The organism is Streptococcus sp. FDAARGOS_192, from assembly GCF_002073815.2.
Classification (GTDB): Bacteria; Bacillota; Bacilli; order Lactobacillales; family Streptococcaceae; genus Streptococcus; species Streptococcus salivarius_H.
On record NZ_CP020431.2, the window covers coordinates 865,645 to 880,146 of the forward strand.

Consider the following 14,502-nt stretch of genomic DNA (forward strand, 5'->3'; position numbering starts at 1 on the left):
ATAGAAAAAAGCCATCCAAACGGATAGCTCTTTTACTATTTAGACAGTCCTGTAAAGAAATCAACGATAGCTTGCCAAATTTGTGCAAAGATATTTTTGCTGTTCTCAACCGCTTTGTTGGCATTAAAGTTTAGGTTGATTCCAGAGAAGGTATTACCAGCTTTCGAAACGATAGAATCTTTAAGTGAACTCAAGGTTGACTTAAAGCTAGCACTGTCAATGATTGAAGACTTAGATAAATTCATAGCAAAATTCACTAGAAGGTTAATTTGCGTATCAGAAAGATCCAAGTTGTAATTATTGATAGTCTGCTGAACAATCGTTTTAGCTTGGTCTTCAGTCAACTTATCCCCTTTATCAGCAACTGCTGACTTAATATCAGTCATAGCTACATTAAGCTTGTCCGCATCATAGTCACTCTTGCCTGAATTTTCCTCATTAATTTGAGAAAGGGTTTTAAGTTCCTCCTGCGCAAGCTCTTTGCTTTCATCTGAAACCTTAGCCCCATTTTGCTCAAGGGAATAGTAAATACCAGCCAAGGCACTTTCTCCAGTAACTGCGATTGGTGCTGCTACGGTAATCTTAGCATGTTCGATACCAAGTGTCGTTGCAGCATTACGGTACATATCTGGAGTGATTTTCGTGATATTTTGCGGTGTCACAATCTCTACACTCAAGGTTTCCTTAGCACCAAGCTTAGCAATCTTAACCGAAGAATATAGCTGAAGACTAGAATCATCTGCAACGTTCATAATATTCGCATATGCAGATGTCGTCAAGGTCTTGACATTAGTATCCTTACTACTGTCATACCCTAACAAATTCAAGGTTTCATTACGTTGCTCTTCCGACAATGAATAACCCATCACATAGTCTGGTTGAACATAAGATTCATCAATAACCTTTTGGACTTGCGATGATGTTGCTGCTTGCGCAACCGAAGTGAAGGCTGTTACTGAAGCCAATAAAGCCATCCCAGTAACAAGAAGTTTTTTCAATTTCATGTGTGTTTCCTTTCGAAAATAGAATATTATTCCATAATCTCCTAAAGGACGACTGGGTACGAGTCCAATCGTGAATTTATTATACCATGACTTAAAAAATTAAGGTCAAAAAAACTACTCGTGCAACTCCAAGGGAAGACCATCTGGATCAGCAAAGAAAGTCATCTTTTCACCGGTAAAAGTGTCCTTGCGAATAGGTTGGCAGGAAATACCCTTCTCTTCTAAACTCTTGACAACCTCTTCAATATTAGTCACTCTGAAAGCTAAATGACGTAAGCCACAGGCCTCAGGATAAGACGGACGTTTAGGGGGCTTCACATAGTTCGGATCACTGGTCTTATTGCCAAAGATTTCAAGTTCTATATCCCCACAACGTAGGTCTAACTTATAATCATGACGTTCTGGACGGTGATTTTCCCGAATAATCTCAAAACCAAGTTTATCGACATAAAAATCTCGAGACAACTCATAATCAGAAACAATAATAGCAACATGGTGCACTGTATTTAAAAACATATTTTCCTCCATAGAAAAAGGCCCTAAGGCCCCTTTCTTAACTTTGAAATTGATTGTATGACTTATTAAAGGCCTCAATAATATCTGAACTTGCCTTGTCAAAATCTACCTGTGATTTCAATTCACCTTTGACGATTGTACGCTGAGTTGCTTCAGCATCCGTACAGGTTACCAAAGTAACTTCAGACTTGCCTGGTGTATCATCAACCACTGCTACTTCAGTTGGTTGAACAACCTTGACCTCACTAATGACATAAGTATAGACTTTATTTTTATCCGTAAGATAAATTTTCATGCCTTCCTTAGCCTTATCTAGTGGTGAAAATAGCATGTCAGATGCACCAGCAATACCAAAGACGTGGTGACTAGCTAGTGAATAGTTATTTTCACCACCCATGACTTGGTCTTCTTTCATAGTTCCTGCACCGTAAGTCAACTCTGTGTTGCCAAGTCCTTTGAAAATAGGAAGATTGATACCCACCTCTGGAATGGCAATGCCACCAACGACTGGAAGTTCTTGAGCATCCATCTGTGCTTGTAAGACAGACTCTGTGCTAATTGATTTAACGGTATCAAAGTCAAAGCTCGTCTTAGCTTCCTTGTTTTTCTCAATAGTCTTTTTAGAAACCTTGCTCACTTGATACTTATTTGTATTCCAAGCAATTACTGTGTTTCGAATAGACTTATTGAAAATCAAGGCTAAACCAACAACCAAGAGAACGACAATCAACACCCAGCGAAGAATATCCAGCCACTTACGGCGTTTTTTTGTTGCTTTATTTTTCTTATCTTTGCTCATTAGTTGTCACCACTTTCTTGGTCTTCGGAAGCTTGTTCTACTTCTTCCGGCTCAACTAAAGCAAAGGTTACAATACGAGCAGAGTCATCCAAACGCATGACCTTAACCCCTTGAGTTGCACGACCAGTTTGAGAGATATTAGCAACGGCAGTACGGATGATAACACCTGTATCTGTGATGACCATGATATCCTCATCACCATACACTGTGACAATACCTGCCAGGTTACCATTCTTCTCTGTGATATTAGCAGTCTTGATACCTTTACCACCACGTCCCTTCGTTGGGTATTCAGTCGCTGAGGTACGCTTACCGTAACCTTTTTCAGTGATAATCAAGACTTCTTGGTCTTCTGTAATAGCAGCTGCACCAACAACTTGGTCACCATCACGAAGAGTTACCCCTTTAACACCGGCAGCCATACGGCTCATGCTTCGAATAGTGTCCTCTTTGAAGCGTACACTGTAACCAAATTTGGTACCAATGACAATTTCTTCATTACCAGTAGTCAAGAAGACATTAATTAGCTCGTCACCTTCTCTAAGTTTCAAGGCAATCAAACCGTTTTGACGAATGTTCTTAAATTCTGCTTCTTTGGTACGTTTAACCAGACCTTGGCGAGTTACAAAGACAAGGTGATTATTTTCAGATGCCTCATCACTCTTAGCGTTAATGACTGTTTGAATAGTCTCACCTTCATCTAACTTCAAGAGATTGACAATAGGTAATCCTTTGGCTGTACGACCATACTCAGGGATTTCATACCCCTTGAGACGGTATACACGCCCCTTATTAGTCATGAAGTAAAGGTGATCATGAGTACTTGTTGAGACAATATCTCGAACAAAGTCATCATCGTTAACACCAGTACCTTGGACACCACGTCCTCCACGTTTTTGTGAACGGAACTCGTCTTGGGCTAAACGTTTAATATACCCCTTATTTGAAAGAGTGATAACAACATCTTCTTCTTCGATGAGATCTTCATCTTCAAGAGAAACGACTTCTCCGACCATAAGTTCTGTACGACGAGCATCTGCGAATTTACGCTTGCTTTCGTCCAATTCTTCCTTGATGATAGCAATGACACGTTCTGGTTTGGCCAAAATATCAGCTAAATCAGCAATCAAGGCAAGGAGATCATTATACTCATTTTGAATCTTATCACGTTCCAAACCTGTCAAACGACGCAAACGCATATCAAGAATAGCTTGACTTTGACGTTCCGTGAGTTCAAAACGAGCCATCAACTCAGCTTGAGCCTCAGCATCAGTTTGACTGTTACGGATAATCGTAATCACTTCATCCAAATGATCAAGAGCAATCAGCAAACCTTCTAAAATGTGGGCACGTGCTTCAGCCTTATCCTTGTCAAACTGTGTACGACGGACCACAACTTCTTGTTGGTGAGCAATATAGTCAGCCAAGATTTGACGCAAAGAAAGAATTTTAGGAACACCCTTTTCAATGGCCAACATGTTGAAGCTAAAATTAGTCTGAAGTTGCGTTAATTTGAACAAATTATTCAAGATAACATTGGCCGAAGCATCACGACGCACTTCGATGACAAAGCGCACCCCTTCACGAGAAGACTCGTCACGGACTGCTGTAATCCCCTCAATACGTTTTTCTTGTGCTAAACGAACGATATGTTCATGAACCTTGGTCTTATTGACCATGTAAGGAAACTCAGTGACAACAATACGCTCACGACCTGATTTAGTTGTTTCAATTTCGGTACGCGAACGAAGGACAATAGAACCCTTACCAGTCTCATAAGCACGGTGAATACCAGATTTCCCCATGACCAAACCTCCAGTTGGGAAGTCGGGTCCAGGAAGGACTTCCATCAGTTCACGTGTTGTGACTTCAGGATTATCCATCATCAATTTGACAGCATCAATCGTTTCAGCCAAATTGTGTGGTGGAATGTTAGTTGCCATACCAACGGCAATCCCTGTCGCACCATTGACAAGAAGGTTGGGAATACGTGACGGAAGAACAATTGGCTCACGTTCTGATCCATCATAGTTATCTTGAAAATCTACAGTATTCTTGTTAAGATCACGTAGCATTTCCAAGGCGATTTTAGACATACGCGCCTCAGTATAACGCTGAGCAGCAGCCCCATCTCCGTCCATAGAACCAAAGTTCCCGTGACCATCAACCAACATGTAACGGTAGCTCCACCATTGTGCCATACGGACCATGGCTTCATAGATAGATGAATCCCCGTGTGGGTGATATTTACCCATGACATCCCCGGTGATACGGGCAGATTTTTTATGCGGCTTATCAGGTGTCACCCCAAGCTCATTCATTCCATAAAGAATACGACGTTGTACAGGTTTTAAACCGTCACGAACATCTGGAAGAGCACGAGACACGATAACACTCATGGCATAATCGATAAAGCTCGTCTTCATCTCAGACGTCAAATTAACGTCAATTAAATTATTATCTTGCACTCTAAAAATGCCTCTTTTCTTTCATTCAAATCATTCCAAACTCTAATAAAAGAGTATAGAAGATTTCTATAATATTATACCATAAAACGCTTTATTTTTCAGTTGTGTAAAACGCTTTCATCCATTATTTACTTAATATTTCGTGACATCCATCACTTAAAGTGGTAGAATAAGCAGTGTATGGGGTAACCCAATTAAAAAAAAGGAGATGTTTAGACCCATGACTGCAACTAAACAACACAAAAAAGTCATCCTCGTTGGTGACGGTGCCGTAGGTTCATCTTACGCTTTCGCACTTGTAAACCAAGGTATCGCTCAAGAACTTGGTATCATCGAAATTCCACAATTGTTCGAAAAAGCTGTTGGTGATGCGCTTGACCTTAGCCACGCGCTTGCTTTCACTTCACCTAAAAAAATCTACGCAGCTAAATACGAAGACTGTGCGGATGCTGACCTTGTAGTTATCACTGCTGGTGCTCCACAAAAACCAGGTGAAACTCGTCTTGATCTTGTTGGTAAAAACCTTGCTATCAACAAATCTATCGTTACTCAAGTTGTTGAATCAGGCTTCAAAGGAATCTTCCTTGTAGCAGCTAACCCAGTTGACGTATTGACTTACTCAACATGGAAATTCTCAGGATTCCCTAAAGAACGCGTTATCGGTTCAGGTACTTCACTTGACTCAGCTCGTTTCCGTCAAGCACTTGCTGAAAAACTTGATGTTGACGCTCGTTCAGTTCACGCCTACATCATGGGTGAACACGGTGACTCAGAATTTGCCGTTTGGTCACACGCTAACATCGCCGGTGTAAACCTTGAAGAATTCCTTAAAGATACTCAAAACGTTCAAGAAGCTGAATTGGTTGAATTGTTCGAAGGTGTTCGTGATGCCGCTTACACAATCATCAACAAAAAAGGTGCTACATACTATGGTATCGCCGTAGCTCTTGCTCGTATCACTAAAGCTATTCTTGACGATGAAAATGCAGTACTTCCATTGTCTGTATTCCAAGAAGGTCAATATGGTGTAAGCAACGTCTTTATCGGTCAACCTGCTATCGTAGGTGCACACGGTATCGTACGTCCAGTGAACATCCCATTGAACGATGCTGAACAACAAAAAATGAAAGCTTCTGCTGATGAATTGCAAGCTATCATTGATGAAGCATGGAAAAACCCTGAATTCCAAGAAGCTTCAAAAAACTAATTTGACATTAGTTAAATAAAAGTCTCCAGTAGGAGGCTTTTTCGTATTCAAAAAGAAAAAAAACAGCTAATTCAGTTGAATTAGCTGTTTAAGTTTATTTAGCTGAGATAGCTGCTTTAGCAATATAGCTAAGCGGTTGGTTAAAGTGTGGCAAGAAGAACAAATCAAGCAATTGAAGACGGTCGATAGTTACACCTTCTTGGATAGCCAATGAGAACATGTGGATTCCCATAGAGATGTCCATACGTGATACCATTTGAGCACCAAGAACTTTGCGTGTATCTTTGTCATAAACGATCTTGATTGTAACGTCTTCATTTTCATCTTCCATGAAGGCAGCTTTTTGAAGATCTGTTGATTCTACTACTGCTGGATTGAAACCATAGCGTTTTGCTTTTTCTTCTGTCAAACCAGTAGATACCATGTTCAAACCATAGATTGAGATACCATTTGATCCTTGAACACCGTTTGATTCAACATCGCCACCACCGGCATTATGACCACCGACAATACCTGAGCGAACAGCGTTTGAAGCCAAGGCAATGTAGTTGACATCTTCAAGGGCATTGTCATAAACGGTAGCACAGTCACCAACTGCATAAACATCTTTGATTGATGTTTCTTGTTTCTTATTAACAAGATAAGCCCCATTACGGAATGTTTCCAATTTACCAGCACCAAGAGCTGTGTTAGGACGGAAACCTACTGCAAGGACAACCATGTCGACATCGTAAGCATTTTTATCAGTGACGATACGTTCAACTTTAGTATCACCTTCAACTGCCTTAACAGTTTCACCAAATGCCAATTTAATACCGTGGCTTTCCATATTTTTAGCCATAAGTTCAGTCAAGTCATGGTCGTAATAACCTGCCAAACATGTATCAACAACGTCGATAAGGATAACTTCTTTACCGTGACGTTGGAAAGCTTCAGCTAATTCAACACCAATGTAACCAGCACCTACAACCGCTACACGTTTGATATCTTGAGATTTGTCGTTCAACTTATCGATAACTTCTTGAGCGTTTTGGAAAAGTTTAACGAATTGAAGGTTTTCAAGTGTAGCTTCGAAAGTACGGCTACCTTCTTTAATTTCAGCACCTTCGATTGGAGGCAAGATTGGTTGAGACCCAGTAGCCAAAATCAATTTGTCATATGATTCAACGTGCTCTTTGCCATCTACAAGGGCCGTAACAGTTTTACCATCAAAGTCAATAGACTCAACTGGTGAGTTCATATAAACTTTAGCACCCTTGCTTTCAAGTCCTTCTTTGTTGGCATAGAAAAGACCATCAGAACCAGAAATTTGATTACCGATCCAAAGAGCCATACCACAACCCAAGAATGAAATGTTAGAGTTTTGGTCGAAAACAACTACTTCATTTTGGTCTCCGTAATTATCGAGAATAGTATTAATACTAAAAGTACCAGCGTGGTTAGCACCAACAACTACGATTTTTGACATAAGTTTATCCAACTTTCTTTTGATAATAGTTTACTGTTTTATTCTACCATAATCAGAAAACGGTTACACCTTTTATGCTCAGACTTTGTTACTTTTTGAACAAATTAAGTTTCTATGCTCAAAACCCATGTAGAACATGTCAAAATAGGTAGAAAATCGCTTTATGATGACGGTTACCTTTCTTAACACCATCACTGTCTTACCAAATCCCAGAAAGTTACTTTGCTTTAAAATATAAAAAAAGAGTGAATAACTTTCTCTTTAGAGAATGTCAACACTCTTTTATCTCTAGACTAACTCATTAAAATCCCAAACGTCTGTCCAACCTTCATAAAATTCTGGTTCGTGACATACCATAAGGATACTACCCTTGAAGGCCTGAAGGGCACGCTTCAATTCGTCCTTGGCGTCAACATCCAAGTGGTTGGTTGGTTCGTCCAGAACAAGGACATTATTTTCACGATTCATAAGGAGACAGAAGCGAACTTTAGCCTGTTCCCCACCAGAAAGCACCTGAATTTGACTTTCAATATGCTTAGAGGTTAATCCGCATTTGGCTAGAGCTGCACGAACTTCAGCTTGATTTAAGGCTGGGAAGGCATCCCAAACCGCTTCAAGAGGCGTCTGACGTGACCCTTCTGCTTCTTGCTCAAAGTAACCTAGGTCAATAAAGTCACCTGTCTCAACTTCTCCTTCGAGTGGTTGAATAATACCAAGCAAGCTCTTAAGCAAAGTAGTCTTACCGATACCATTGGCACCCACGATAGCTACTTTTTGATTACGTTCGAAGGTAAGATTCAAAGGAGCCTTGGTCAAAGGGCGGTCGTAACCAATAACGAGGTCTTTGGTTTGGAAAATAAAGCGTCCAGGCGTACGACTTTCCTTGAAATGGAATTCAGGTTTTGGCTTCTCAGCCTGCAACTCGATAATTTCCATTTTATCCAATTTCTTCTGACGAGACATGGCCATATTTCGAGTAGCAACACGTGCCTTGTTTCGGTTAACGAAATCTTGAAGGTCTGCAATTTCCTTTTGCTGACGTTCATAGGCAGCTTCTAATTGAGCTTTCTTCATAGCATAGACAGATTGGAAATTGTCATAATCACCTGCATAGCGAACCAAGTCTTGATTTTCAACATGATAGACAATGTTAATCACATCGTTTAGGAACGGAATATCGTGCGAAATGAGGACAAAGGCATTTTCATACTCTTGAAGATAGCGTTTAAGCCAGGCAATGTGTTCAGCATCCAAATAGTTGGTTGGCTCATCTAGAAGTAAGATATCTGGTTTTTCAAGCAATAACTTAGCCAAGAGAATTTTGGTACGTTGACCACCTGAAAGGTCCGTTACATCTGTATCCATACCAAAATCCATGACACCTAGTGCACGGGCAACCTCATCAATCTTAGCATCTAGTGTGTAGAAATCACGCGTTTCCAAGCGATCCTGAAGCTCACCCACTTCTTCCATCAGAGCATCAACGTCAGCTCCTTCATCAGCCATAGACATGTAAATCTCGTTGATACGTTCTTCAGTCTTAAAGAGCTCATCAAAAGCCGTACGAAGGACATCACGAACGGTCATTCCCTTTTCAAGAACAGCATGCTGATCCAAGTAACCCGCTGTAACATATTTAGACCACTCTACCTTACCTTCATCTGGCTGCAATTTTCCAGTAACGATAGACATGAAGGTTGACTTTCCTTCACCGTTAGCACCAACAAGACCGATATGTTCACCTTTGAGCAAACGGAATGAGACATTTTCAAAAATAGCACGGTCACCAAATCCGTGACTAAGATTTTTGACTTCTAAAATAGACATAGCATATCTGGGCTGAACCTGCCTTCAGCCCTTTCCTTTCTTGACATTAACTTTACTATTTTACCATTTTTTAGTGAAAATTTGGACCTCTGCTTCTGGAAAATTAAAAAGAAAAAGCAGGACTAACCTGCTAAATCTTTAGTTTCTCTGTAAAATACGTTTGAAGACAGGATAGAGGAGAGGCACCGCAATGATAGTCACTACTGATGTCCCAAAGGTTCCACCAATTTTAGTAAGTGCCAATACCATAGCTGCATTGAGTGGTAAAGCCGCAACAACACTATTAATAATCGTATACTTAACAAAATTCAAAATAATTTTGGTCACTGCCGCTATGACTCCAATGATTATGATGTTAGCCATTTTGTCATTTGATTTTAAAAACTTTTCAAAAACAAGATAGAGAACATAACAAACAATCAAAGATTCTAAAATAGTAATCCAGACCTCAGCGGCATAACCATTGAAAATATCAAATAGCCCTAATCCTACTGTTGCGACTAACGCACCTTTTCTAGCACCGAAAATCAAAACAGCAATCACAACTAGGGCATTTCCCAGATGGACAAATTGAGATCCAAAAGGAATACGAATAAACTGTACACTCACAATAATTAAAGCTGCATACAAACTTAGAATAACTAATTCACGTGTTTTATCACTTTTCATTTTTCTCCTCCAATAGGGCATTAAAACCACTGAATAAATAACCGATATGGGGCTCATAGCAAAGACCATATTTTAAAGGACGACCATCAGACAGTGTTGACGAAAGAACCCTATCCATAACATCCAAGGCCAAATCACAAACCTTTAGTAAATCAAGATTATAAAAGTAACCTGCTGATAAGATTGCCGTTAGTAAATCGCCGCTTCCATAAAAATGATTACCATAACGTTTTTGCATGCGATAAATCGTTTCATTCGTCTCTTTATCAAAATAAGCCAACCCAATTTTATCTGTCTCAAATGAGATACCTGTTAAAATAACTTTTCGAGGTCCAAGCTTGGTCAATTCTCTCAGAAGCTTTTCAATAGTGGCCTCATCATAGGAACCTGCTTCAAGATAGGTAGTATCCGTCAACAAAGCAGCTTCTGTCAGATTGGGAATGATGACATCTGCCTGTTGACAGAAATCCTTCATGGCTTCTACATAGTTTCTATCAAAACCTTGATAGAGACGACCATTGTCACCCATAATAGGGTCAACAAATAGAGCTATCTGTTTATCACGAGCCAATTGACCTACACGTTTTAATGCTTCTTCTGACTTAAAATAACCACTCACAAGGCCATCTACTATAAAATCCAAGTGTTCCCACTGGTTACAAAATCCCTTTAGGTCATCCGTAAGATCCCGTACATAGATATTTTCAAACTCTCCTGTATGCGAAGATAAAAGAACCGTTGGTAAAGGAAGGACTTCAGTTTGACAAGCTGACATGATAGGGAGGCTACTAGTTAAAGCAACCTTACCTAGACAAACCAGGTCATTGGCAACAATTACTTTGGTCATCTATTTTCCTTCCCAGGTCTTTTTAAACTGTTTAACAAAACCTGTGTGGAAATAAATGTAGTAGGCCACTCCTAAACCAAGAATAGCAGCTACAATGTCAAAAGGGATCTTCATAATAGCATAGGCAGGCGTACCATAGATAAAGGCTCTTCCTAAGCCATATCCGACTAAGTCAATAATAGCCCCAATCAAGAGACCTAAAGCTGCCCTAGACTTACTCAATTTTCCTAAGTGGCCTCCAACAATGAGTGCAATAGCGAGAACTTGAAGGCTGTGTGTTACTAGAGTTACCCACATAGGAAGAGGGTAAAAAAGAAAATCTCCAATAAAGGAACCTACTCCAGCAATAATAACTGCTTCTGTAGGTGGGAAAATTAAACCAACTAGGAAAATAATAATCCCGTTAAAATAGAAATGACCTCCTGGCACTGGAATAGATAAGAGACTCGAGCTCAAAATAATGACAAGTGCCATGAAAAATGCAGAAATGGTTAAACGTTTTGCTGACATACCTAAAACTCCTTAGTCAATAAATATAGTATAAGTTTATGAAAATTCTGACGATTAAACAAGATAGTATTTTCGCTACTGTATGGGTACAGATTTAAGACTATAAAAAAACACCACACATTCATGTGGTGATAAGACTTATTGAGCTTTTTTATCAAAGTATTTGACAGGTGCCTTTTCAAGATTTTGTAGTGAAAGCTTGGCAGTCGCATTTGCCTCAGTACCGTAATCAGAGAAATCAATGCTAAGATCATGATCAAAATCAGCAACGGCATAGTCAACAACGATTTCTTTAACTTCCTTAGGAGCAATCTTGGTCTTATTTGCAATCTTATCTCGGTCATCATCTTTAGAAAAGACCAATGTAGCAACCTTCACTTCTTCCTTTTCTTGTTTCACATCAAGGACCACCTTCATCAAAAGAGTGTAGGCATTCATTGTTTCTTTACTTGAGTTGCTAAGTTTATAGTGAACACGGACAGCTTTTTGACCTTCTGGTGATTCGATTTTAGTTGCAGAAAGAACTTGTACACTAGCATCTTGTCCTGTAAATAGCATTTTGTTTTTATCGTAGGTCCAAGTAGGCTCTTTCTCTGGTGTGCAAGCTGACAAACCGATAATGGTTAAGCATGCAAGAGCCAGAAGTCCTAAGATTTTCTTAAAAGTCATTCTTACAATCTCCTTAAACTTGTTTGGGATGGAAATTTAGTATTTCCTAATAACCTTTTTATTATGTCAAAATCTAATAATCTTGTCAAATGTCTCCAGACATCTTGCTCTCAGAGGACAAGTAGTGTACAATAAGGAAAAATCTGTAAGGGGTCAGTTATGAGTATTTATCAAGATATTGTCGAGACCATCATCAAAGATATCCAAAATGGGACTTTGAAAAAAGGGAGTAAGCTCCCCTCTATTCGTCAACTAAGCCAGACTTATGCCTGTAGTAAGGACACAGCCCAAAGGGCACTCTTGGAACTCAAGTATCAAAACTATATTTATGCCGTACCCAAAAGTGGCTATTACGTCCTAGAAGGTCGCAATGAAGTCGATAATAAGGTGCTTCTTAACCTTAACGATTACAATCAATTGGCCTACGAGGATTTTAAACTTTGTTTGGATGAAAGTTTGGCGGGTCACCAGGACTACCTCTTCAACTATTATCATGAACAAGCTGGACTCAAAGATTTGCTTGAAGCCCTAAAGAGTCGATTAATTGCTGACGATATTTATGTCAATTCGGATCAGATTGTCATAACCTCAGGAAGCCAACAGGCCCTCTACATTCTTTCACAGATGGATTTTGGTAATGGGGGCTACAAAATTCTCTTAGAACAACCTACCTATCATCGCATGAACCAGCTCATCAACCGTCAAAATCTAGCTTACGAAACGATTAACCGTGGTTTTGATGGTTTAGATTTTGACCGCTTGGAAGAGTACTTTAAATCTGGACAGATTAAGTTCTTCTATACCATCAGTCGTTACTCCAACCCTCTTGGGTTAAGCTATTCTGCCAGTGAAAAAGAAAAGCTGGCCCAGCTTGCCAATCAGTATAATGTTTATATCGTCGAGGATGACTATATGGGAGACTTTAGCGATAGTAAAAATCTCCCGATTCACTACTATGACACCCAAAATCAGACCATCTACATCAAATCCTTTTCCATGGCTCTTTTTCCAGGTTTACGTCTAGGTAGCCTTGTCTTACCTCCTAATCTTAAGCCTACCTTTTTGAGCCACAAGGGACTTATTGACTATGATACCAATCTCATCATGCAAAAAGTACTTTCCGTTTATCTCGAAAATGGCATGTTCCAAAAAAACATTAAGAAGCTGGGTGACCTCTTTCAACAAAACATGGCTAAAAGTCAAGCCATCATTGAAAAATATAAGGTTAGCATTCCTTTTCAGATTTCCCCTAGGCATGTGACCTGGCAACTTCCTAAGGAGTTTTCACTCGAAAAATTCAAAGCTCACAAACAGATTCGTTTTTTAGAATCCTCCTTTATTAGACCAACTTCTGAAACTTATCTGCAGATAGGTCATGGACAGGAACTGGAATCCTTTATAAAACTTTTAAAAAAGACAAAGTGACAATCAGACACAAAAAAAGCCATCGCTTGATGGCTTTTCTTATTTAGTCTGCTCAAAGCGTAGGTGTACAATGACCTTGTCACCATAACCGTTACGCTCCAAATCTCGTTGCAAACGGTATGAAATATAATGCTCGGCAATATTGATAAAGCCTGCTTCCATGAGACGATTTTCAACCAATGACTGAATCATGTTAATGGTTGGGCGTTCCACCTGAGCATCTTGAAGATCAAGCACTACTTTTTTCGTCACTTGAGCAAGGTTTTGGCGCCAAGTATCATCAAGAACATACACAGTCTGTGCTGCTTTTAAGATGGCTTGGTAAATTTTATCAGGATCAAATTCAGCAACTTGACCATTACGTTTAATAATTTGCATGGCTACCCTCTTTTCATGGCTTTTTCTTTTATTATGCAGAGAATTTACATATTTGTCAAGTGCAAATCCCTGAAAGAGCTATCCAGACTGCTTATTCCCAGAATTTAGAAATGTAAACTGATTTGCCATGTTTATCAAAGGAAAGGATTGCTGTGTAGGACTCTGACTTATGATGGCGCATATAATTAGCGATTCTCTTGTCACCGTTTATCAGGTGAATGTCATAAGTCTGCCCGTCAGAGCTTACAAAGTGAGCATTAATCCTAGCACTACTCGTTTTTGTCCCAACATGACTAATATCTATTTGTTCAACTTGACCATCAATGGTTTTAGCTATAGGGCCTCTATAGTCTTTGTAAATAGTGACGGTAGTCAAAACATCTTCAACTAAAACATAGGTCATTCCGAAAACGAACAGATAAACTATTGGGATGACAATGAAAGATAATTTACTTTTGCGGAACGTTTCTTTATGCCAAGCCCAAATATCCTGAGGTGACATGGTTAAAAATTTTTTAAAATATTGATGAACGAGTAACCTGTAGACTAATAATACAAATATTACTTGCCCCAAGGGATAAGCAAGACTGGGTAAACCACAAATCAGAACATTGACTTTATCAGATTCAAAAGTGTAGTGTCCCCATACACCGTCAAAGAACTCTAAAAACAAATTAACTCCTTTTTGTAATATAGTCTAGTCACTTAAAAATCC

Annotated in this window: 14 protein-coding genes; 2 read left to right on the top strand and 12 right to left on the bottom strand. The window is 39.4% G+C overall.

What is annotated here, in order from left to right; all coding sequences use genetic code 11:
- Positions 1 to 35 precede the first annotated feature (35 nt).
- The 4 genes from A6J31_RS05170 to gyrA form a co-directional block, all read right to left on the bottom strand.
- Entirely contained in the window at positions 36 to 1,004 is a 969-nt protein-coding gene (locus tag A6J31_RS05170) for a DUF1002 domain-containing protein (RefSeq protein ID WP_013990439.1), read from the bottom strand.
- 114 nt (positions 1,005 to 1,118) lie between these two features.
- On the bottom strand, positions 1,119 to 1,520 hold the full coding sequence (locus A6J31_RS05175; protein WP_021144008.1) for a VOC family protein: 402 nt from the start codon (positions 1,518 to 1,520) through the stop codon (positions 1,119 to 1,121).
- Positions 1,521 to 1,557: 37 nt separating this feature from the next.
- Positions 1,558 to 2,319: a class A sortase gene (locus A6J31_RS05180; protein WP_004182361.1), complete on the bottom strand. Its 762-nt coding sequence runs from the start codon at positions 2,317 to 2,319 to the stop codon at positions 1,558 to 1,560.
- On the bottom strand, positions 2,319 to 4,787 hold the full coding sequence (gene gyrA, locus A6J31_RS05185) for a DNA gyrase subunit A (RefSeq protein WP_064521195.1): 2,469 nt from the start codon (positions 4,785 to 4,787) through the stop codon (positions 2,319 to 2,321). The genes A6J31_RS05180 and gyrA overlap by 1 nt, the downstream gene beginning before the upstream one ends.
- A gap of 220 nt (positions 4,788 to 5,007) precedes the next feature.
- Here gyrA and A6J31_RS05190 point away from each other — a divergent pair, with 220 nt between their 5' ends.
- On the top strand, positions 5,008 to 5,994 hold the full coding sequence (locus A6J31_RS05190) for an L-lactate dehydrogenase (RefSeq protein ID WP_004182359.1): 987 nt from the start codon (positions 5,008 to 5,010) through the stop codon (positions 5,992 to 5,994).
- Positions 5,995 to 6,088: 94 nt separating this feature from the next.
- Here the strand turns inward: A6J31_RS05190 and nox are convergent, their stop codons facing one another.
- The 6 genes from nox to A6J31_RS05220 all read right to left on the bottom strand — a co-directional run bounded on the left by nox (position 6,089) and on the right by A6J31_RS05220 (position 11,984).
- On the bottom strand, positions 6,089 to 7,462 hold the full coding sequence (gene nox / locus A6J31_RS05195; RefSeq protein ID WP_080610598.1) for a H2O-forming NADH oxidase: 1,374 nt from the start codon (positions 7,460 to 7,462) through the stop codon (positions 6,089 to 6,091).
- A 288-nt stretch (positions 7,463 to 7,750) separates the two neighbouring features.
- Complete coding sequence (locus A6J31_RS05200; RefSeq protein ID WP_002891178.1) at positions 7,751 to 9,289, bottom strand: ABC-F family ATP-binding cassette domain-containing protein; 1,539 nt, start codon at positions 9,287 to 9,289, stop codon at positions 7,751 to 7,753.
- A gap of 138 nt (positions 9,290 to 9,427) precedes the next feature.
- On the bottom strand, positions 9,428 to 9,958 hold the full coding sequence (locus A6J31_RS05205; protein ID WP_080610599.1) for an ECF transporter S component: 531 nt from the start codon (positions 9,956 to 9,958) through the stop codon (positions 9,428 to 9,430).
- Positions 9,948 to 10,805 (bottom strand): pyridoxamine kinase, encoded by an 858-nt coding sequence (locus A6J31_RS05210; protein WP_080610600.1) that lies wholly within the window; start codon positions 10,803 to 10,805, stop codon positions 9,948 to 9,950. Before A6J31_RS05210 ends, A6J31_RS05205 begins: the two co-directional genes overlap by 11 nt.
- Positions 10,806 to 11,315, bottom strand: a complete 510-nt coding sequence (locus A6J31_RS05215; RefSeq protein ID WP_060973262.1) for an ECF transporter S component — start codon at positions 11,313 to 11,315, stop codon at positions 10,806 to 10,808.
- A gap of 138 nt (positions 11,316 to 11,453) precedes the next feature.
- On the bottom strand, positions 11,454 to 11,984 hold the full coding sequence (locus tag A6J31_RS05220; protein WP_013990433.1) for a DUF5067 domain-containing protein: 531 nt from the start codon (positions 11,982 to 11,984) through the stop codon (positions 11,454 to 11,456).
- A 159-nt stretch (positions 11,985 to 12,143) separates the two neighbouring features.
- Here A6J31_RS05220 and A6J31_RS05225 point away from each other — a divergent pair, with 159 nt between their 5' ends.
- On the top strand, positions 12,144 to 13,409 hold the full coding sequence (locus A6J31_RS05225; protein WP_080610601.1) for a PLP-dependent aminotransferase family protein: 1,266 nt from the start codon (positions 12,144 to 12,146) through the stop codon (positions 13,407 to 13,409).
- Positions 13,410 to 13,448: 39 nt separating this feature from the next.
- Here the strand turns inward: A6J31_RS05225 and A6J31_RS05230 are convergent, their stop codons facing one another.
- Together A6J31_RS05230 and A6J31_RS05235 are read right to left on the bottom strand one after the other, a co-directional pair.
- Positions 13,449 to 13,787, bottom strand: a complete 339-nt coding sequence (locus A6J31_RS05230; RefSeq protein WP_002891184.1) for an ATP cone domain-containing protein — start codon at positions 13,785 to 13,787, stop codon at positions 13,449 to 13,451.
- Positions 13,788 to 13,878: 91 nt separating this feature from the next.
- Positions 13,879 to 14,460, bottom strand: a complete 582-nt coding sequence (locus A6J31_RS05235; RefSeq protein WP_080610602.1) for a hypothetical protein — start codon at positions 14,458 to 14,460, stop codon at positions 13,879 to 13,881.
- Positions 14,461 to 14,502 lie beyond the last annotated feature (42 nt).